16 protein-coding genes are annotated in these 18959 nt (G+C 51.3%); 15 read left to right on the top strand and 1 reads right to left on the bottom strand.

Annotated features, from left to right (window positions below; translation table 11 throughout):
- Positions 1-32 precede the first annotated feature (32 nt).
- The 7 genes from V8F51_RS20385 (at position 33) to speB (ending at position 8722) form a co-directional block, all read left to right on the top strand.
- Positions 33-971 carry a carbohydrate ABC transporter permease gene (locus tag V8F51_RS20385; RefSeq protein WP_337102265.1) on the top strand — a complete coding sequence of 313 codons (939 nt, stop codon included), beginning with the start codon at positions 33-35 and terminating at the stop codon, positions 969-971.
- Between the two features lie 28 nt (positions 972-999).
- Positions 1000-1836, top strand: a complete 837-nt coding sequence (locus V8F51_RS20380; protein ID WP_442956466.1) for a carbohydrate ABC transporter permease — start codon at positions 1000-1002, stop codon at positions 1834-1836.
- Positions 1837-2005: 169 nt separating this feature from the next.
- On the top strand, positions 2006-3367 hold the full coding sequence (locus V8F51_RS20375; RefSeq protein WP_337102263.1) for an ABC transporter substrate-binding protein: 1362 nt from the start codon (positions 2006-2008) through the stop codon (positions 3365-3367).
- A 62-nt stretch (positions 3368-3429) separates the two neighbouring features.
- Positions 3430-5187 carry a sensor histidine kinase gene (locus V8F51_RS20370; protein ID WP_337102262.1) on the top strand — a complete coding sequence of 586 codons (1758 nt, stop codon included), beginning with the start codon at positions 3430-3432 and terminating at the stop codon, positions 5185-5187.
- Entirely contained in the window at positions 5165-6736 is a 1572-nt protein-coding gene (locus V8F51_RS20365) for a response regulator transcription factor (RefSeq protein ID WP_337102261.1), read from the top strand. The genes V8F51_RS20370 and V8F51_RS20365 overlap by 23 nt, the downstream gene beginning before the upstream one ends.
- Positions 6737-6983: 247 nt before the next feature.
- Positions 6984-7811, top strand: coding sequence for a polyamine aminopropyltransferase (gene speE / locus V8F51_RS20360; protein WP_337102260.1), 828 nt, complete (start codon positions 6984-6986; stop codon positions 7809-7811).
- A gap of 41 nt (positions 7812-7852) precedes the next feature.
- The gene (gene speB, locus V8F51_RS20355; RefSeq protein ID WP_337102259.1) at positions 7853-8722 is read left to right on the top strand and encodes an agmatinase; all 870 of its coding nucleotides are present in this window, start codon (positions 7853-7855) and stop codon (positions 8720-8722) included.
- Positions 8723-8922: 200 nt separating this feature from the next.
- On the opposite strand, the gene V8F51_RS20350 is transcribed toward speB, so the two are convergent.
- Complete coding sequence (locus V8F51_RS20350) at positions 8923-9570, bottom strand: GntR family transcriptional regulator (protein ID WP_337102258.1); 648 nt, start codon at positions 9568-9570, stop codon at positions 8923-8925.
- A 251-nt stretch (positions 9571-9821) separates the two neighbouring features.
- Between V8F51_RS20350 and V8F51_RS20345 the strand changes: the two genes are divergently transcribed.
- The 8 genes from V8F51_RS20345 to argS all read left to right on the top strand — a co-directional run bounded on the left by V8F51_RS20345 (position 9822) and on the right by argS (position 18945).
- On the top strand, positions 9822-10802 hold the full coding sequence (locus tag V8F51_RS20345) for a phosphate/phosphite/phosphonate ABC transporter substrate-binding protein (RefSeq protein WP_337102257.1): 981 nt from the start codon (positions 9822-9824) through the stop codon (positions 10800-10802).
- A 68-nt stretch (positions 10803-10870) separates the two neighbouring features.
- A complete protein-coding gene (phnC, locus tag V8F51_RS20340; RefSeq protein WP_337102256.1) occupies positions 10871-11683 on the top strand; it encodes a phosphonate ABC transporter ATP-binding protein in 813 nt (270 codons plus the stop codon).
- Entirely contained in the window at positions 11683-12477 is a 795-nt protein-coding gene (phnE, locus tag V8F51_RS20335; RefSeq protein ID WP_337102255.1) for a phosphonate ABC transporter, permease protein PhnE, read from the top strand. The genes phnC and phnE (V8F51_RS20335) overlap by 1 nt, the downstream gene beginning before the upstream one ends.
- Positions 12477-13310, top strand: a complete 834-nt coding sequence (phnE, locus tag V8F51_RS20330) for a phosphonate ABC transporter, permease protein PhnE (protein ID WP_337102254.1) — start codon at positions 12477-12479, stop codon at positions 13308-13310. The genes phnE (V8F51_RS20335) and phnE (V8F51_RS20330) overlap by 1 nt, the downstream gene beginning before the upstream one ends.
- 194 nt (positions 13311-13504) lie before the next feature.
- Positions 13505-15709: a bifunctional 2',3'-cyclic-nucleotide 2'-phosphodiesterase/3'-nucleotidase gene (locus V8F51_RS20325; RefSeq protein WP_337102253.1), complete on the top strand. Its 2205-nt coding sequence runs from the start codon at positions 13505-13507 to the stop codon at positions 15707-15709.
- A gap of 490 nt (positions 15710-16199) precedes the next feature.
- Positions 16200-16709 carry a DNA-deoxyinosine glycosylase gene (locus V8F51_RS20320; RefSeq protein ID WP_337102252.1) on the top strand — a complete coding sequence of 170 codons (510 nt, stop codon included), beginning with the start codon at positions 16200-16202 and terminating at the stop codon, positions 16707-16709.
- 83 nt (positions 16710-16792) lie between these two features.
- On the top strand, positions 16793-17260 hold the full coding sequence (locus V8F51_RS20315; RefSeq protein WP_337102251.1) for a DUF1934 domain-containing protein: 468 nt from the start codon (positions 16793-16795) through the stop codon (positions 17258-17260).
- Positions 17260-18945 carry an arginine--tRNA ligase gene (argS, locus tag V8F51_RS20310; RefSeq protein ID WP_337102250.1) on the top strand — a complete coding sequence of 562 codons (1686 nt, stop codon included), beginning with the start codon at positions 17260-17262 and terminating at the stop codon, positions 18943-18945. The genes V8F51_RS20315 and argS overlap by 1 nt, the downstream gene beginning before the upstream one ends.
- Positions 18946-18959 lie beyond the last annotated feature (14 nt).

Below are 18959 nucleotides of genomic sequence, written 5' to 3'. Positions count from 1 at the left end.
GTACTTAACGAAAGGAAGGGAGTATCCAAACGATGAACGAACAAGCCGAACCTCGAATAGCGGCATCCGTACCCCCGAGAACCTATTGGAACCGCAAGCGCCGTGAGACGCTTGCCGGTTGGCTTTTCATTGCACCTGAGGCACTCGGCATGCTTTTGCTGGCTGTGTTTCCACTCGGATTCAGCCTGTTCTTAAGCCTGACCGAATGGAATCTGGTCGGCGGTCTGTCTGCCATTCATTATGTAGGTTTAGAAAATTTCATTGCGCTGTTCCGAGACCATTTATTCCTTCGAGCCCTGAAAAATAATTTACTGTTCGCACTCGGTACAGTACCGATAACGATGCTGCTGGGCGTTGTTATGGCTGCGCTGATTCATAAGAAGCTATATGCCAAGAGTTTTTTCAAAGTTGCTTTTTTCGTACCTTATATCTGTTCCACAGTCGCGATCGCAGCTGTCTGGTCGGCACTGTATCACCCGTCGAAGGGACCGCTGAACCAGTTTCTTGTACAGCTTGGCCTATCAGATCCACCGCGATGGCTTGTCGATACAAGCTTCTCGCTGATTGCGATCATGATTATTTATATTTGGCAACTGATCGGGTATCAGATCATTATCTTCTTGGCTGGCATGACGAATATACCGGATGAGCTGTACGAGGCTGCGAAAATTGACGGCGCGAATGGCAACCAGCAGTTCAGACTGATCACCCTGCCGCTGCTAGCGCCGACAACCTTCTTCTTGGCGATAACGAGCACAATTTCTTCTTTCAAGGTGTTCGACATGATTAAGTTCTTGACGGGCGGCGGTCCCGTTCACTCCAGTACGGTCATCGTGTATCAAATTTACGAGGAAGGCTTCAAAAATTTCAGAATGGGTTATGCTTCAGCAATGTCTTGGGTGCTGTTCCTGCTCATTCTCCTCGTCACTTCGATAACTTGGATGTCGCAAAGCAAGAAGGTCCACGCTTGACCCTATTGAGACTTAATGGAGGCCCGCTGTGATGATGAAAAAAGTACAACTAAGCAACCTATTGTTAACGCTGCTCTTCGCCGCGCTTTCCTTATTTTTTCTATTGCCGCTGTTCTGGATGCTGTCAGCCGCCTCTAAGACGGAACTGGACGTCTGGACGTTTCCGATTCAATGGATTCCGGACCAATGGAACTTTGTCCAGAACTTCAAAGCGGTCTGGATGGGGGATGTGTCTTTTAGCTTGTTTTATATGAATTCCTTGAAGATCAGCATTCTGTCTACGCTCGGTACGATTCTGGTTTGTTCGATGGCCGGCTATGCGCTCGCCAAATTGAATTTTAAAGGAAAGGGCTTGCTGTTTAGTCTGATGATGGCATTTATGATGATTCCTGAGCAGGCGACCCTCGTTCCGCGCTATATTATGATTAAAGAGATGGGGCTGTACGACACACATACCTCACTTATCTTGCTCGGACTGTTCTCCAGCTACTTTACGTTTCTGCTGCGTCAGTTCATGCTTGGCATCCATAGCGATATGCTAGAGGCCGCTGAACTGGACGGCGCTGGATTCTTTCGCGTCTTCTGGAGCGTCGTCCTTCCGCTAAGTCAGCCTATTCTGGCGACCGTGGGCATCATCAAGTTTATCTGGACATGGAACGACTACCAGGGTCCGCTTATCTTCCTTTATTCGAACGACCTGTTCACGATCCCGCTAGGAATGCAGTTCTTTAAGGAGGAGTTCGGCACCCGAATTTCTGTCATGATGATGGCTTCCTTGTCGGCGATCGTTCCTCTGCTAGCGCTATTCCTGCTGTTGCAGAAACAGGTCATCAACGGGATTGCCATCGGCGGAGTCAAGGGCTGACGAGGAACGGGTGATCTACAGCGACCTGCCGCGAGCCGGTTTGCCTGCCTGTGAAGCACGTGCATGAAGTCAAAAATATCCACGCACAAGATGCAATACGATACACGGTATTCCGATTCTAGCCATTATATAATGAGCCTGCAGTGACCATCTAATAGGGGGATTCAACTTGAAGAAAGCATTAGGTTTGCTTATCAGTTTGATGATTATGGTACCGCTTGTAGCATGCGGAGGTAACAACGGCAGCAATCAGGCAGTCAGCCCATCCGCTTCAGCGGGTACGGCAACAGCGGCGACGGAGTCGGCCGAGCCGGCAGCGAAGTCCAAAATCAAATTCTATACCTTTAAAGCCAACAAACCGGAGGAACCGACCTTCCAGGCAGTCGAGGCGTACAACAAATCGCAAGATAAGGTGGAGGTTGAATACGTGTCGCTCGTGCAGAACAGCGACAGCGTAGAGTTTTTGAGCAAGCTTGACGTGCTGATCGCGGGCGGCGAAGTCGTAGACGTCTTTATGACGGGGAACGAGGAGACGCTTATGGAGCGCGCGTCCCGCGGCGTGGTAGAACCGCTTGACAGCTATTTAGAGGCAGAGGGAATTAAAGCCGAAGATGAATACTTCAAAGTGCTCAAGATGGATCAGAAGGTCTACGGTCTGATGAACAGCATCACGCAGTGGTTCACGGTCTTCAACCGCGAACACCTGGAAGAAGCGGGGCTTGCGCTGCCGGAGATGGGCTGGACCTGGGATGACTTCCGTACTTACGCCAAGAAGCTGACCACCGCTGATCACTATGGCACCTATTTCCACACTTGGGGTGAATACCCGAATATCGTAGCCTATACCGAGCGCTCCAATCCGCAGTTGAGCAACGATCTGAAACCGATCTTTGATGACCCCTCTTTCAATTACTTCTTTAATCTGCGCCGTGCGATGGAGAAGGAAGACAAGAGCGTTGAACCATATGCCGACGTATTGGCTGCTAATTATCATGTGCTGCAGCAATTCTTTGCCGGCAACGCAAGCATGTTGGCTGTTCCGAGCTACGCAGTTCGGGCCGGTCTGAACCTGGAGAAGTTCCCGCATGACTTCCAAATGGTGTACGCACCGCTGCCGCGTTCGGTGGATGCTAAGGATGTGGGCATGACGAATATTTCCAGCGGCGGTCTTGCAATGGGCGCCAAGTCGGAAAACAAAGAGGCAGCCTTTGATTTTATGCGTTGGATGACGATGGAGTCCTACAAATATACGCAGGAAATACCGAACATCAAGAACGTGGACGGCACGGCATTGCTCAATACATTCTTTAGTGAAAACAAGAATCTGATCGATATCGACTCCCTGGCGAAGACGTTGTTCGATCCACGCAATAAGATGCCTGACAGCTTCAGCGTCCCTTATGGAAGCGAGTTGAAGAAGATCGTCGAGAACGGCTTCGCCAGCTACATGCTGGACGAGCGCAGCTTCGAGGATGTACAGAAGGAAATGACTGCAGAAGTCGAGAAAGTCGTCCAAGCGAACCAGAAATAAAAGTTGATCGGGTAGCGGCAGCGATAAGATATAATAGAAAATAACGAAAAATCAGCGCGAGGATGGATGTCAGCTTGGATTGGATGAGTCGATTTTCTTTCTATCGCAGACTGCAGTTCTCTTTCATTATCTTTATCCTGCTGCCGTTCATCGCCGTCACCTTCTGGTCCTACTCTTCCGTAGGGCGTAATGTAAGCGACAAGATTGCCCTCTCCAATCAAGAGACGCTGAATGTCATTGCCAATCAAATGGAGAAAACGATCGACGGCATTTCCTTTGCGTCGGTCTATTTCTCTCAATCTTACGATTCCGATGTGCTCGCAGGGCTGCGTGGCTTGAAGGATGCGGAGAGCTTTGCGAATTACGAGACCTATGCGCATCAAGCGAAGCTGAAAGCGATGGCGAGCATCCTTTCCATTCAATCGTTTGACGTTAATCTTGAGATTCTTCTGGTTAACAGTCATGACCGTGTCATCATGTCCAACCAGAGCAGGCCCGTCTTTGCTATGTTGCCTGCCCGACTTCTGGAAGAGCTCAGCAAGCTTGACGCCAAGGAGACGACCGAGCTTCATTGGTTCGCAGACGGTGATGACGAAGCCTTGCCAGTTACGTATTATGCGGCGCGTTTTATCGTCGATCCCCTTGATCGCGAGAGGCTGGCAACTCTCTTCGTTGGGATCCCCATCGACTATTTCCGCGGTCTGTTGGATACGGGCAACCCGGACGTCTCCATTACGCTGTCTGATCGCGCAGGCATGCCAATTGCGAGGCATGATGGCAGTAAATCGGTATCATCAGGAAGCATGCTGACAAGCGAAACGGTCCTCCCGAGAGTCGGCTGGAAGTTGGAGAGCCACATGCCGCAGCGATCAGTGGTTGGACAGATCAATCGGGAGTTCTTCGTCTCCATCTCTCTCGTCGGCGTTTTCTTTCTGTTTTTCCTGATTCTCTCCATGCTCTGGGCTAGGCAGATTAACAAGCCGATCAGTCTGCTAAGGTCAAGCGTCAAACAGTATGTCGGCGGCAATCGGGCCGTACGAATTCCTGTGAAAGGCAAGGACGAAGTAGCAGTATCGTCCGCAGCCTTCAACCAAATTCTCGATGAGATGGATGAACTGCTTCGGCGAATGGAGAATGAACAAGAGGAGAAGCGTCTATTGGAGCTGCAAGCTCTGGCGGCACAGATTCGGCCCCACTTTTTGCTCAATACGCTTAATTCGATCAAAGTCAACCTTCTGATGGCAGGCGACGAAGCCCATGGCGGAATGATCGATTCATTAATGAAGTTATTACGCGCGTACGTAAGGGTAGATGCACCATTGGAACTTGCCGAGGAAGTCAAAATTTTGGATAGCTACATTCATGTGATGCAGATTCGAAACCGACTCGACATTCGTTTCGATGTCACGCTGGACGAAGGTTTGTCGCATCTGTCTCTGCCGCGGCTCCTGCTGCAGCCGATTGTGGAGAATGCTATCATTCATGGCTTCTCGGCTCGTCCTGAATGGCCGGTCATATCGTTGTCTGTCCGCTTAGCAGACCGGATGGCCGAAATTGAGATTCGTGATAACGGGCGAGGGATGCCGGAAGAGGCGATCACGAGTCTGAATCAACGGCTGCTGGCTGCGGAGTCCAACATGCCTGCGCAGGAGAAAAGCGTAGGTCTTGTCAACACAGCACGGAGATTGCGGGTACTTTACGGCCATCGTGCCCGCTTGACGGCTGCCGAAGGCGAGAACGGAGGCATGAGCTTCACCCTGCAGATTCCTGTGCAGAACAGAAAGGAGGCGGAGCGCCATGATGAAGATCATGCTAATTGACGATGACGTTCCGATGCTGGAATACGTCGGCCGGCTGCTGGCCGAGTCTAATCTGGGTCTGGTGCTCGTAGCCTCAGCATCTGCGAGCGAGCAAGCGCTGGAGCAATTCAGATTCACGGAGCCGGATATCGTCGTGACCGACATTGGCATGCCGGGCATGGATGGGCTTGAACTGGCCGAAGCTTTCCGGGTTATTAATCCGGAGGTGAGACTGTTGTTTCTGACCTGCTATGAGGATTTCCAATACTCGAAGCGAGCCTTTCAACTGGACGCGGACGATTATATCATCAAGGACGAGTTGTCGGCCGGACAACTTGCGACCAGTCTGGACAAAGCAATGCGCCGCATCAGAAGCCGCCGCGAACTGCTGGATCGGTATACGCTGCAGCAGGATATGACGCGGCATAAGGAAGCGTTGAAACAAAGCTTCCTTAAGCAATTACTGGCCGGCAGCAGCGAGAAGGAGTTGCTGATGTTCGGGGAACGGCTCGGCATCTCCTGGAAGCTGCCATATTTCCAACACGCTTTCTTGCATATCGACGCAGCGAGTGCTATAGAACGCTATCGGCATCAGGATCTTTCGCTTATTTATTTCGCTGTTGCCAATATCGCTGCCGAGCTATCCGAGGGTGTGGCCATAACGGTGTTGCCGAGCAAAGGATCGGATCTCTATGTCATTTCAAACGTCCAGGAGATAGGCGGGTTGGATGATTCACTCCATGCTTATCTGACGAAGGTCCGAGAGAAGACCCACCAGTATTTGAAGGTAGAGCTTCGCGGCGTGTACAGCAGGGATGCTTATCCATTTCATCAGATGGGTGCTTCGTATCATTCCTTAATGAGCCGCCGTGACAATGGCTTCTACGTTCCGGCAGCCTTTATCGCGGCACCGGAAACGCCGGTCTGCTTCAGGCAGCCTTCCGAAGGAAGAGGGGACAAGGAGAGCTCGCTGTTATCGCTGGGCTTTTCCGAAGGCAATAAGTCTTTATTCGATCTAGCGGTCAACGGTTTGATCCAGCAGGCGGCGGCTGAACAGCTGTCCCCGCGTTCGGTGAAGGAACGATTGGCAGACCTAGTGCGTAAAACCGCGTATGAGACGAATGCCGAAGTCGAAGAAGGCTTCTACGTACTCCTGAGTCATGCGTTTGCTGCAGACGAAGCGGCACGGTTGACGAAGCGGGAGCTGCGTAATATTCTCGGACAGCAGTTCAACAGATCGTCAGCAGGAAGCGAGAAGGATGTTCGACTGCAAGCCATTGATTTATATTTAGAGGAGCATGCCGACCGAATGGTTACCTCCTTCGATATGGCGGAACATTTACACCTGAATACAAGCTACTTTTCTAGGTTCTTTAAACGGCTAGCGGGCGTGAATTTCACGGACTATGTCAACCAGTATAAGATCAATCTCGCGATCGCCATGCTGAAGCAAGAGCATGAGACAGTTGAGAATGTCGCGTATACGATCGGGTTTTCGGATCGTGCTTACTTTTCTAAGGTATTCAAAAAGTACAGCGGCAAAAGTCCGAGTGAATTCAAAGGACAATAAGGAAAGTCATAATGAACGTTCCTCTATATAAGCCGGGAACGTTTTTTTGCCATTTGGTATTATTTTCAAAGCAGATGCAATGCAATTACTAATCTAACAAGGTATTTATATAGTTATTAGCATCTTTACATAGAAAGAAAAGTTCGAAAAACCTTATAAAAAAGCACTGTAAGGAATACTTGTAGTGATTGGATAATTTGCATATAATACAGTGTGAACTATTGAAGGAAAGAAGGGATTCATCACGATGGAGTTGTGGTATACAGAAAAACAAACCGAAAGCTTCGGCATTACGGCGAAGATTACGAAAACGTACGTAACCGAACAAACGGACTTTCAACAGCTTGATATGATCGAAACCGAAGAGTTCGGCACGATGCTTGTACTTGACGGTATGGTCATGACGACGGTGAAGGACGAGTTCGTATATCACGAAATGGTCGCACATCCTATCCTCTACACGCATCCGAATCCGGAGTATGTTCTTGTAGTCGGCGGCGGTGACGGCGGCGTTATCCGTGAAGTGATGAAACACCCGCAAGTGAAAAAGGCAGTTCTCGTTGACATTGACGGCAAAGTTATCGAATACTCCAAAAAGTATTTGCCGACGATCGCAGGCGAGCTCGACAACCCGCGTGTCGAAGTGCTTGTGAACGACGGCTTCATGCATATTCACGATCACAAAAACACGTACGACGTTATTATGGTCGATTCCACTGAGCCTGTCGGCCCTGCTGCGAACTTGTTCACACGCGGCTTCTACCAAGGCATCTACGACGCGCTCAAGGAAGACGGTATCTTCGTGGCACAGACAGACAATCCTTGGTTCAAGGCAGACCTGATTCAAAGCGTGAACAAGGACGTGAAGGAAGTATTCCCGATCGTGCGCGTATATGGCGCTAACATTCCGACTTACCCGAGCGGTCTGTGGACATTCACGATGGGCAGCAAGAAATATGATCCGCTTCAAGTGGATGAGGCGTCGATACCAGAGATCGATACGAAATATTACACACCGCGCTTGCACAAAGCGGCATTCGTATTGCCGAAGTTTGTGGAAGACCTTATTAAGTAAGCGAACGGCTGTACGACTGCAGCTTAGAAAGGATTACACTCATGAAATTAGATCAAAAATATTCCGGCAACGTATTCATTTTGAGCTCGGAGGACTATGAAGCCTCCAAGGCGGTCATCTACGGCATGCCGATGGACTTCACGGTTAGCTTCCGTCCTGGCTCGCGCTTCGGCCCTCCGCGCATCCGCGAGGTGTCGATCGGACTTGAGGAATACAGCCCGTATCTCGACCGCAGCTTGGAAGACATTACTTACTTCGACGCAGGCGACCTGCTGCTGCCATTCGGCAACGCAGCGCGCAGTCTTGAAGTTATCGGTGAATTTGTACGCGGCGTGTTAGCCGACGACAAAATGCCGGTTGGACTTGGCGGCGAGCATCTCGTATCGTGGCCGATTTTCCAAGAGGTATACAAGAAATATCCGGATCTGGCGATTATCCACTTCGATGCGCACGCCGATCTTCGCGAGTCGTACGAAGGCGAGCCTTTGTCCCACTCGACGCCGCTTCGCAAAGCGGCAACGCTTATGGGCGGCAATAACATTTACCAATTCGGCATCCGTTCCGGTTCCCGTGAAGAGTGGCAGTATGCCCGCGAGAACATCAACTTCCACCCGTTCGAGGTGCTTGAGCCGCTGAAGAAGGTGCTTCCTGAGCTGGCTGGCCGTCCGGTATACCTGACGATCGATATCGACGTGCTTGACCCATCGGCTGCTCCTGGTACAGGTACGGCGGAAGCGGGCGGCATTACGTCGAAGGAATTGATCGAGGCGGTTCATGCAATCGCTCGTTCCGGCGTGAACGTCGTTGGTTGTGACCTTGTCGAGGTGGCTCCCGCTTACGACCCTACGGAACAGACGCAGATCGTTGCGGCGAAAGTGATCCGCGAAATGCTGCTTGGCTTCATTAAATAACGAATGAATCATATATTTATTAAGAAGCTGCCATGGATCCTTGTATCCGTGAGCAGCTTCTTCTCGTTATTTCTATTCCTTTTTCCAGAAAAATAAAGGCAATGAATGGGGAGCGAACGAGACGGTAAAATGGATAACAGGAGAAGGACCGGGACGCTTCGATTAACGAGGCATGCCGGTCCTTTTTATTGATCATTTTATTAGAATTGACCTCGATCGAACATTCGGCTGCGAGCATAAATGAAAGCTCCTTTTGCCAGCTTGCGGGCTTGCTCTTCGTCGCCGGCAAGCAACGCGTCGTAAATCGACTTGTTCAGCTGATTGGCGGAATAGTGCTTAACATGCGGCGTAAGCTTGAAGTTAATGTAAGAGGCCATCGTAATTTTGTCCACGTACATATCGAGCTGCGACGTCATGGCGGTATTGTTGATGGACGATACGAGCGTCCGCATGAACAGCATGGAGTTGTTGATATAGGTATAATAATCGCCCGCTTGCTCCGCATCGAATTGTCGATCCAAATACTCCTTCAACAGCTCCATCGGAATATGATTGTCCCTCTCGCTTCGAACATCAATGGCATAGACGACGAGCGCCAAGATGGCCTCGTACATATCGAGCAATTCCTTGCCGCTTACTTCCTTCACCAGCACGCCTCGATTTTTAAGAGCGACGACGAACCCTTCCGATTCCAAGTGGGTAATGGCGTTGCGGACCGGCGTTCGGCTCATCTGCAATTCCTCTGCAAGCTCATTCTCTGACAACAGTGTGCCGGGCATAAGGTTGCCACCGACGATTCTTTCTCTTAATTTCGTATAGGCCGTATTCACAAGCGATTGCGATGCCATGGCGCATATTCCTCTCGAATTCATAGTTCTCTAGAACGGATTAACATCATCTTAACAGTCCATCTTTCGTCTTCGCAACACGATTTCGAAATTAACAAATTCTCAAAATAACGTAAACATTCCATTGACACTTTTCGAACATTGCATTGACATTCAACTTGTATCCTAGTTGTGTACCACAGTGGAGAAAGCGTGAGAGAAGATGCGAGGAATGCTAAAATAGCGCCCGCGACAAATTAGGAGGATGTACTGTGCTGAAGAAGATGGGATTACCGATTGCACTAGTGATTACTGCGTTAATGGTGGTGCTCGCTGGCTGCGGACAGAATGCTAACAACAACTCTGCTGAAGTAAACAGCGGCAACGGTGGAAATGGCAGCAATAGCAGCAACAGCGAAGCGGAGACGGCGGTTGAAACGGAATGGCCGGACGTGCTGCGAATCGGCAGTCTTCCAATGGAAGACGGTGAAGCTTCCCGTAACGCAGATCAATTCGCGAAGGATCTTGGCGAATATTTGAATATTAAAGTAGAAACGTTCGAGGGCGAAGATTACAACATGATGATCGAAGCGATGCGTTCCAAAAAAATCGACGTCACGACGTATGGCCCTTTCGGATATATTATCGCGACTGAGAGAAGCGGAGCGAAGCTTCTCGCGGAAATGAGCAATGGACCAGGATCGGAAGGAACGAGCGTTATTATCGTTCCGAAAGACTCGCCGGCTCAGACGATCGCCGATTTGAAAGGCAAGAGCTTCTTGTTCGCCGATCCGGCGTCCACGACGGGCCATTTGTATCCGCGAGCTACGATTATGAAGGAATTGGGCATTACGAACGAAGAGGTCGACACGTTCTTTAGCAATGTATCGTTCTCCGGCGGTCATGATAAGTCGTTGCTTGCGATTGCTAATGGCGATGCCGACGGCGCTGCCACATGCAGCCAGTGCATCAAGATGATTGCTGACGCCGGATTGATTAAGGCAGAGGACGTGCGCGTCATTGGTGAATCCGAGCCGATTAAGGGCGGCGGCGCTCTTTCATACCGCGGCGATCTCCCAACGGATCTTGTCGAAAAAATCCGTGAATTCGCACTCGGCTATGCCGAAAAAAATCCTGAGTACTTCAAAGCGCTGGGTGTAGCTGGCTTCTTCCCGGGTGAGGAATCGGATTTCGACGGCGTTCGCGAAGTAGCTAAGCTGCTGAATATGTCGCCGGAAGAGATGTTGAAGTAAGTAAAACGTAATAGCGCTAACAACAAGCGCGCGAATATAAATGAGTGATGAAGCGGAGGACAATGGAAATGACATTGCTGCAGGTTGAGAACTTGAAGAAGGTATATGCAGATGGAACGGCAGCGCTGAACGGTATTGACTTATCGGTGGAGGCAGGTGAATTCATCGTCGTCATCGGACCGAGCGGAGCGGGCAAGAGCACGCTGCTTCGCTGTTTGAACCAGATGGTCCAGCCGACGTCGGGCAAGGTGCTGTTCCAAGGAACGAACACGACCGGCGTAAGCGGAAGAAAGCTGCGCGAAATTCGTCGAAGCATGGGGATGATCTTCCAAGGCTTCAATCTTGTCGAGCGATTGTCGGTGCTCACCAATGTTCTTCACGGCAGACTCGGTTATATGAGCGCGTGGCGCGGTGCGTTTGGTCTGTTCACGAAGCCGGACGTTGCGGAGGCGACCCGTCTGCTGCAGCGCGTTGGGCTGGGCGAGCAGGTCCATAAGCGCGCCGATGAGCTTAGCGGCGGACAGCAGCAGCGGGTAGGCATTGCCAGGGCGCTGGCGCAGAAGCCGCAGCTTATATTGGCAGATGAGCCTATAGCAAGTCTAGATCCGGCTTCATCGGAAATTGTAATGAACAGTCTTTATACGTTCTGCAAGGAGGACGGCATTGCTTGCTTGTGCAATCTGCATCAAGTCGATGTCGCCAAAAAGTATGCGACGCGCATTATCGGCATCTATAAAGGTACGAAGGTGTTCGACGGTACGCCTGAACAGCTGACGGATGAGATGATCGACTTTATCTATAATCAGCATAACGATAAAGCAAGCGATATTTCGGAAGCTGACGCTAGGTTGGCTCGCGCCCTCAAGAAGGAGACGGCGTAATGATGAAAGCTGAACAGCTGCAGAGAGTTCGCCGCGGCAAGCGGAATCAGCTTATCCTATTCCTTGCCTTTCTTGCGGCATTAACGGTTTGGTCGGCAATCGGGACGAACTTTACGCCTAATGCGCTATGGAGCGGAATCGGTGACGGGGCGAGATTCCTGTTCGTCGATCTGATGCCGCCGAAGACGGCGGAGCTGCCGAGCCTGATCGGCCCGGCTCTGGACACGATTTATATGAGTTTCGTTGCTATGGTTATTGGCACGCTCATCGCCAGTGTGCTGTCTATTTTTGCCGCGGCTACGACATCGCCGCATCCGGTGCTGCAAGTGGGCATGCGGGCAGCTTCCGCAATGCTTCGCAACATACCGGTTATCATATGGACGATTCTGCTTGTTGCTTCCTTCGGGCTTGGCAAGCTTGTCGGAACGATGTCGCTTATTATCGTTTCTATCGGCATGCTTGTCCGCTGCTTCGCGGAATCGCTTGAGGAGATCGATATGGGTCAAGTGGAGGCGCTCCGCTCGACTGGAGCAAGCTACCCGCAAGTCATTACGCAAGCGGTGCTGCCGCAATTTCTGCCAAGCCTTATTGGATGGTCGTTATTCAATCTGGAGATTAATGTTCGCGCATCGACTATTGTCGGCATGGTAGGCGGAGGCGGCCTTGGTTTCACGATACAGTCGGGACTAAAGCTATTCCAGTACAAGGAGGTCAGCATGGCGGTGCTGCTCGTGCTGGCGATTGTACTGGCAACTGAGTTTTTGACAAATCGGATTAGGGAGCGGATCATCTAATGGCTACAGCGGCACACTCAGAGCAAGCGCCTAAGAACGGGACGCTGCGCGCAAACGGCGAGCGGCGTAGACGGAGCAATCCGCTCCGATGGTATGGATGGTTCGGTGCGGCATTTTTCGTGTTCAGCCTTATCCAATTACAACTTGATTACAGCCGCATTCTGCCGGGTATTGCGAAGTTTACGAAGACGGCCGGGCTTATGTTCCCGCCGGATGCCTCGCAGTGGAAGCATGTGCTGCTGGCGGCGGTGGAATCGATCCAAGTAGCCATTCTAGGAACGGTAATCGGCATTATTGTCGCGTTTTTCCTGGCATTCCTAGCTGCCGACAATATTACTCCTAACCGAGTCCTAAGCTGGTTTATTCGCAGCTTTGCTTCGCTCCTTCGAGCGATTCCGACATTGATTTGGGCGCTTATCTTTATCGTCGCGGTCGGTATGGGTCCCTTGCCAGGCGTGCTTGCGATCATGGTGCATGCAATCGGCGGTCTCATTAAAGTGTTCTCCCAATCGCTGGAGGAGGTAGATGAAGGCGTCATTGAAGCGATGCGCTCAACGGGCGCAAGCTGGCTGCAGATCGTACTGCAGGGCGTATTGCCATGCGCGTTGTCCGCGCTGCTGGCATGGTGCGTCATGCGCTTCGAAGGCGATCTTGCCGAATCTACCATATTAGGAGCCGTTGGCGCAGGCGGGATCGGCTTTGAGCTGACGCATGCGATGCGCAGCTACCATTTTGACGAAGCGTTGTTCGTTGGATTAGTTATCTTCATGATGGTGTTCAGCGTCGAGCTGGTGTCCAACCGATTGAAGCTGAGGATGCGCAAGCGGGCTTAACGGAGCGAAATTTTGTCGATTCCTAAGAGTTGGTAAATGAGAGTGACAATTCAGAATTTTTAAATTATTATATGGTTCGAAGAGATTATAGATTGTCCATCATGAGCTGCAACATGGCTTTTGTATATAAAGAAGCTTCAAGGCTTGCGTACGTCGCAGGCCTTTAGCGAATTATTGGACAAGGAGTGAAGGGAATGCAATTGTATCAATCGAAGTGGAAGCGAACGCTGTTCGCCGTCATTTCCTTCAGTCTGGTGTCGCTTCCTTATTCGGTAGCGGCCGAGGCGGACGGAGAAACGACGGTTCAACTGCGGATCATGGAGACGTCGGACATTCATGTCAATGTCATGAATTATGACTACTTCTCCGACAAGTCAACGGATGAGTACGGGCTTGCGAAGACGGCCACGCTCATCAAGCAAACTCGCCAAGAGTCGCCGAATAGCCTGCTGTTCGACAATGGCGACCTGATTCAAGGCAATCCGCTCGGCGATTACATCGCCACCATCGACCCTTTGCAGCAAGGAGAGACGCATCCCGTATACAAAGCGATGAATTTGCTTGATTATGATGCGGGCAATCTCGGCAACCACGAATTCAACTACGGCCTCGACTTCTTGAACACAGCGCTTGCAGGCGCGGACTTCCCTTATGTGAACTCCAACATCTATGTCTACGACGGGGACGCCGACGAGACGAACGACAAGAACCTGTTCACCCCTTATCTGTTGCTCGACAAAGAAGTGAAAGACAGCGCTGGAGCGGCGCATACGCTTAAGGTTGGCGTCATCGGCTTCGTGCCGCCGCAAATTACGCAATGGGACAAAGCCCATCTCGAAGATAAAGTAGTAGTGAAAGATATCGTAGCCACTGCGAACAAATATGTTCCGGAGATGAAAGCCAAGGGCGCGGATATCGTTATCGCCATTCCGCATTCGGGCTTTGAGGATATTCCTCAAACGCCGCTCATGGAAAACTCCGTTCTCTATTTGAGCAAGGTTAGCGGTATTGATGCCATTCTGTTCGGCCATGCGCACAAAGTATTCCCGGACAAGTCATTCGAAGGGAAGACAGGCGTTGATCTGACGAAAGGCACGATTAACGGGGTAGCCGCCGTTGAGCCCGGCTTCTGGGGCAACAACCTTGGTATTATCGACCTGACGCTCCAGCAGAAGGATGGCAAGTGGTTCGTTGCCGATTCCAAGTCGTCCGTGAAGCCGATCTTCGATACGGTTAACAAAACGCCGCTTGTCGATGCCGATCCTGCGATCGTAGAAGCTGTGAAGGACGATCATCAGCATACGCTTGATTATATTCGCGGTCCGGTCGGTCAGACGACGGCTCCGATCAATAGCTGGTTCGCCCTCGTACAGGACGATCCATCGATTCAGATCGTAACGAACGCGCAGAAGTGGTATGTCGAGAAGCAGCTTCAAGGAACAGAATATGAAAATATCCCGGTACTGTCGGCAGGTGCGCCATTCAAGGCCGGCGGCCGCCAAGGACCAAACTATTATACGAACATCGCCAAAGGCGATATCGCGATTAAGAACGTAGCGGACTTGTATCTATACTCCAATACCGTTAATGCGGTACTCGTAACAGGTGCAGAAATCAAGGAATGGCTGGAGTGGTCGGCAGGGCAATTCAATCAGATCGATCCGGCCAGCACGGCGAAGCAGGACTTGGTTAATTACGACTTCCCGACCTACAACTTCGATGTAATTGACGGCATTACTTATCAGATCGACGTAACGAAGCCTGCGAAATACGAGGCGAACGGCACGCTTAAGAATGAGGGGTCAAGCCGTATTGTCGGATTGCAATTCGAGGGCAAGCCGATCAAGGCGGACCAGAAGTTCGTCGTGGCATCTAACAACTACCGCGCTTCGTCGAGCAAGTTCGCTAATCCGGATGGCAAAAGGATCATTCTCGCTTCCCCGGACGAGAACCGCCAAGTCGTAATTGACTACATTCGCTCGAACAAAACAATCAACCCGTCCGCCGACGGCAACTGGTCGCTTGCACCGATTAATGACAAGGTCAACGTGACGTACAAGACTTCTCCGGATGCGAAGTCGATGGACGAAGCGCTCAAATGGCTCGCGTACACGGCTACGACGGAAGACGGCTATGCCGAGTTCAAGCTCGACTTGAAAGCTGCGACAACGTCCACTACACCAGAACAGCCGAAGCCAGAACAACCGAAACCTGAACAGCCGAAGCCAGAAACACCTAAGCCTGCACTAGACGTCACGTACATCGTGAAGAGCGGCGACACGCTGTACTGGATTGCGATCAATCACGGTACAACGTGGCAGAAGCTGGCGAGCTACAATAAGCTGTCTAACCCGAATCTCATCTACCCAGGCCAGAAGATTAAGATTCCTGCCAAGTAACATTTAACGGTTGAATAGGACGTTTTCCGCTAATGATAGAGCGGGAAACGTCTTTTTTATAACCTGACTTATACCTCTAGAATGTATGAGAGTGGAGTTCTTAAGCACCCGACCTTACTGATATGACGTTTCCCTGTATTGCATACAGTCTAAACGATTATAATCGCCTGTTAAGCGACTTAGAGTGGAAAACATACAGTCAAATCCGGTATTTTTAGCCCTCATGGGGTTCCTCCATCCGTTTGACTGTACCAAATCCAATCAAAATCTGATATCGTCTCGTTTTTAGCCTTTTGGCTGCACAAAATCCACTCAAACACCAAAAGTACACCGTTCCAATTCAGTGGAAATCAACTTACCCACAGTTCTCAACATATTGTGCACCGATTGTTGATAACTCTGTGGATAACTAAACCATTTACGGCTAGCTGGAGCTGCTTAACTATGGTACGTTTTATAAACTAGGTTAGAGAAGGATGGCGATGTAACGATGCGCATACATTCATTTCCGCCAGTCATCGACGGGCGCGCCCGCGTCCTCATCGCGGGGACGGCTCCGAGCGTGAAGTCGCTGGAGCACGGGCAATTTTATGGTCACCCGCAAAATTACTTTTGGCGCATTGTATACGGTCTATTCGATGCCGGGGCTCCTGATCCGATCTATGAGAACCGGCTTCACTTTCTGCAGGAGCATAAGCTTGCCGTATGGGATGTGATCGAATCTTGCGTGAGGGAAGGCAGTCTCGATGTGAATATCAAGGAAGAAGTGCCTAACCGTTTTCCGGAACTGATCGCCGATTATCCAGAGCTTCGCTGTATTGGCTTCAACGGGACGAAGGCTTACGACACGTTTCGCAAATACTACGGAGGCCATGAGAGCTTCCGCGACGTGGCGCTCATTAAGCTGCATTCTTCCAGCCCGATACCAACGAAGCATATGCGAACGCTCGAGGATCGCATCGAGGCATGGAGAGTCATTATGCCTTTTATAGCGGAATAAGATGGCCTCGGCGTTGAAATAAATAGTCTTCCTGTATATAGTAGTTACATACGATTAGACTGATATTAGGAGCAAGCAGGGAAATGGGAGACAGCAGGAAAGTGCGGATTTCGCTGACGAGCACGCAGGACGGAAGCTCATTTAACCATAGTTATGCCGGGGAATGGTTCCGCAAGGAGCGGTCGATCTACATCCGATATACGGAAGCGGCAGATAACGACAACCCGGGTGCAGGTGAAGTGCGGACGCTTATTCGTTATCGTCCGGAGGAGTTGTCGATCGTGCGCCGCGGCGTTGTCGAATCCGAGCAGCTGTTTACAGCCGGACAGCGGCGTATTGGCCGTTATCGGTCGGCCGCCATTGCCTTCGAGCTGGAGACGGATACGTCGAAGCTGGGTCTTACAGGAGCCGGCGGGGCAGCGAATGTGGACGAGCACGGTTTGCCGACCGGGCTGCCATTCACGCTGGAGTGGGCATATGAGATGCGCGTAAATGAACAATCATCGGGTCGATTCGATATTCGACTCTATATACAGGAGGATACTCATTAATGAAAGCTAATGCGCTTGATCAAATGTATGAAAAGGTAAAAATCGCGATTGCCGATGCGGCGGTAGCGGCTGGCTTGGCAGCCAGAGAGGAATTGCCCGTTTTCGTGCTCGAGGTGCCGAAGGACAAGTCCCACGGCGATCTGGCAACGAACGCGGCGATGCAGTTGACGAAGCTGGCCAAGAAGAATCCGCGCCAAATCGCCGAGGCGATTATCGCGCATCTCGATACGGAGAAGGCGTCGATTCAATCGGCGGAGATTGCGGGTCCCGGATTTATTAACTTCCGTATAGAGAAAAGTTATTTATATTCGGTTATTAGCGAAGTGCTGGAAGCGGGAGATAATTACGGTCGTACATCAGATGGCGGCGGTCAACGCGTACAGGTCGAATTCGTGAGCGCGAATCCGACAGGCAGCTTGCATCTCGGCCATGCCCGCGGAGCGGCGGTTGGCGATGCGCTTTGCAACGTGCTCGACTTTGCTGGTTATGAAGTGACGCGCGAGTACTACATTAACGATGCGGGCAAGCAAGTTGAGAACCTTGCCGTGTCGATTGAAGCGCGCTACCGCGGGGCGCTGGGCCAATCGGCAGAAATGCCGGAGGATGGCTACTACGGCGAAGATATTATTGGCTTCGCGAAGCTTCTGGTCGAGCAAGAGGGAGACCGTCTGCTCTCGTTGCCGGACGAGGAACGATTCACGTTCTTCCGCAGCTTCGGGTTAGAGCGTGAGCTGGATAAGATTAAGCGCGACCTCGGGCGCTTCCGCGTCGGCTTCGACGTCTGGTACAGCGAGACGTCGCTCTATGAGAGCGGGCAAGTTGAGCAGGGCCTAGCAGCTCTGAAGGCTTCTGGTCATGTCTATGAAGAGGAAGGCGCAACGTGGCTATCGACGATGCCTTTCGGCGACGACAAAAACCGCGTTCTTGTCAAAAATGACGGTTCTTACACGTATTTGACGCCGGATATTGCTTACCACCGCAACAAGTATAGCCGGGGCTTCGATCGGATGATCAACATTTGGGGTGCCGATCACCATGGCTATATCCCGCGCGTGAAGGCAGCTATGGCTGCGCTCGGCAACGACCCTGCGAAGCTGACGGTATTGATCGCGCAGATGGTCAGCCTGTTCCAGAACGGCGAGAAGATGAAGATGTCGAAGCGTACCGGCAAAGCGGTAACGATGGAAGATTTGATGGACGAGGTTGGCGTCGATGCGATCCGTTACTTCTTCACGATGCGCAGCATGGACTCGCATCTTGATTTCGATATGGACTTGGCGATCTCGACTTCGAACGAGAATCCGGTATTCTATGTGCAATATGCGCATGCCCGTATCTGCAGCATCTTCCGCCAAGCGGAGGAGCAAGGCGTTGCAAGCGGCGCTGTTGACACGAGCAAGCTGAACTTCGCGAAGCTGAGCGCCGAGTCGGAGTTCGATTTGCTGCGCAAGCTCGGCGAGCTGCCGCAGGAGATTACGGAAGCGGCTGCTCAGCATGCGCCGCACCGGTTGATTCGTTATGTGTACGAGCTGGCCTCTCAATTCCACAGCTATTACAAAGCGGAGCGGGTCATTACGGATGACGCGGAGCAGTCGGTTGCCCGTCTAGCGCTGCTCGGAGCTGTACGCACGGCTATTGCGAACGTGCTGCGCCTTGTCGGCGTATCTGCTCCAGAGCGGATGTAGCACCTTCTAACGTG

This window comes from Paenibacillus sp. YIM B09110 (assembly GCF_037167145.1).
In the GTDB taxonomy this organism is placed as follows: Bacteria; Bacillota; Bacilli; order Paenibacillales; family Paenibacillaceae; genus Pristimantibacillus.
The sequence above is the reverse complement of the archived record's forward strand: the minus strand, read 5'-3'. Positions and strand labels throughout refer to the sequence as shown.

Coding starts and splice junctions, on each gene's coding strand:
- V8F51_RS20370 (WP_337102262.1), top strand. CDS start 3,430: ATGGATGTCAGCTTGGATTGGATGAGTCGATTTTCTTTCTATCGCAGA.
- phnE (WP_337102254.1), top strand. CDS start 12,477: ATGGCTACAGCGGCACACTCAGAGCAAGCGCCTAAGAACGGGACGCTG.
- V8F51_RS20320 (WP_337102252.1), top strand. CDS start 16,200: ATGCGCATACATTCATTTCCGCCAGTCATCGACGGGCGCGCCCGCGTC.
- V8F51_RS20365 (WP_337102261.1), top strand. CDS start 5,165: ATGATGAAGATCATGCTAATTGACGATGACGTTCCGATGCTGGAATAC.
- phnC (WP_337102256.1), top strand. CDS start 10,871: ATGACATTGCTGCAGGTTGAGAACTTGAAGAAGGTATATGCAGATGGA.
- argS (WP_337102250.1), top strand. CDS start 17,260: ATGAAAGCTAATGCGCTTGATCAAATGTATGAAAAGGTAAAAATCGCG.
- speE (WP_337102260.1), top strand. CDS start 6,984: ATGGAGTTGTGGTATACAGAAAAACAAACCGAAAGCTTCGGCATTACG.
- V8F51_RS20385 (WP_337102265.1), top strand. CDS start 33: ATGAACGAACAAGCCGAACCTCGAATAGCGGCATCCGTACCCCCGAGA.
- V8F51_RS20315 (WP_337102251.1), top strand. CDS start 16,793: ATGGGAGACAGCAGGAAAGTGCGGATTTCGCTGACGAGCACGCAGGAC.
- V8F51_RS20350 (WP_337102258.1), bottom strand. CDS start 9,570: ATGGCATCGCAATCGCTTGTGAATACGGCCTATACGAAATTAAGAGAA.
- phnE (WP_337102255.1), top strand. CDS start 11,683: ATGATGAAAGCTGAACAGCTGCAGAGAGTTCGCCGCGGCAAGCGGAAT.
- V8F51_RS20325 (WP_337102253.1), top strand. CDS start 13,505: ATGCAATTGTATCAATCGAAGTGGAAGCGAACGCTGTTCGCCGTCATT.
- speB (WP_337102259.1), top strand. CDS start 7,853: ATGAAATTAGATCAAAAATATTCCGGCAACGTATTCATTTTGAGCTCG.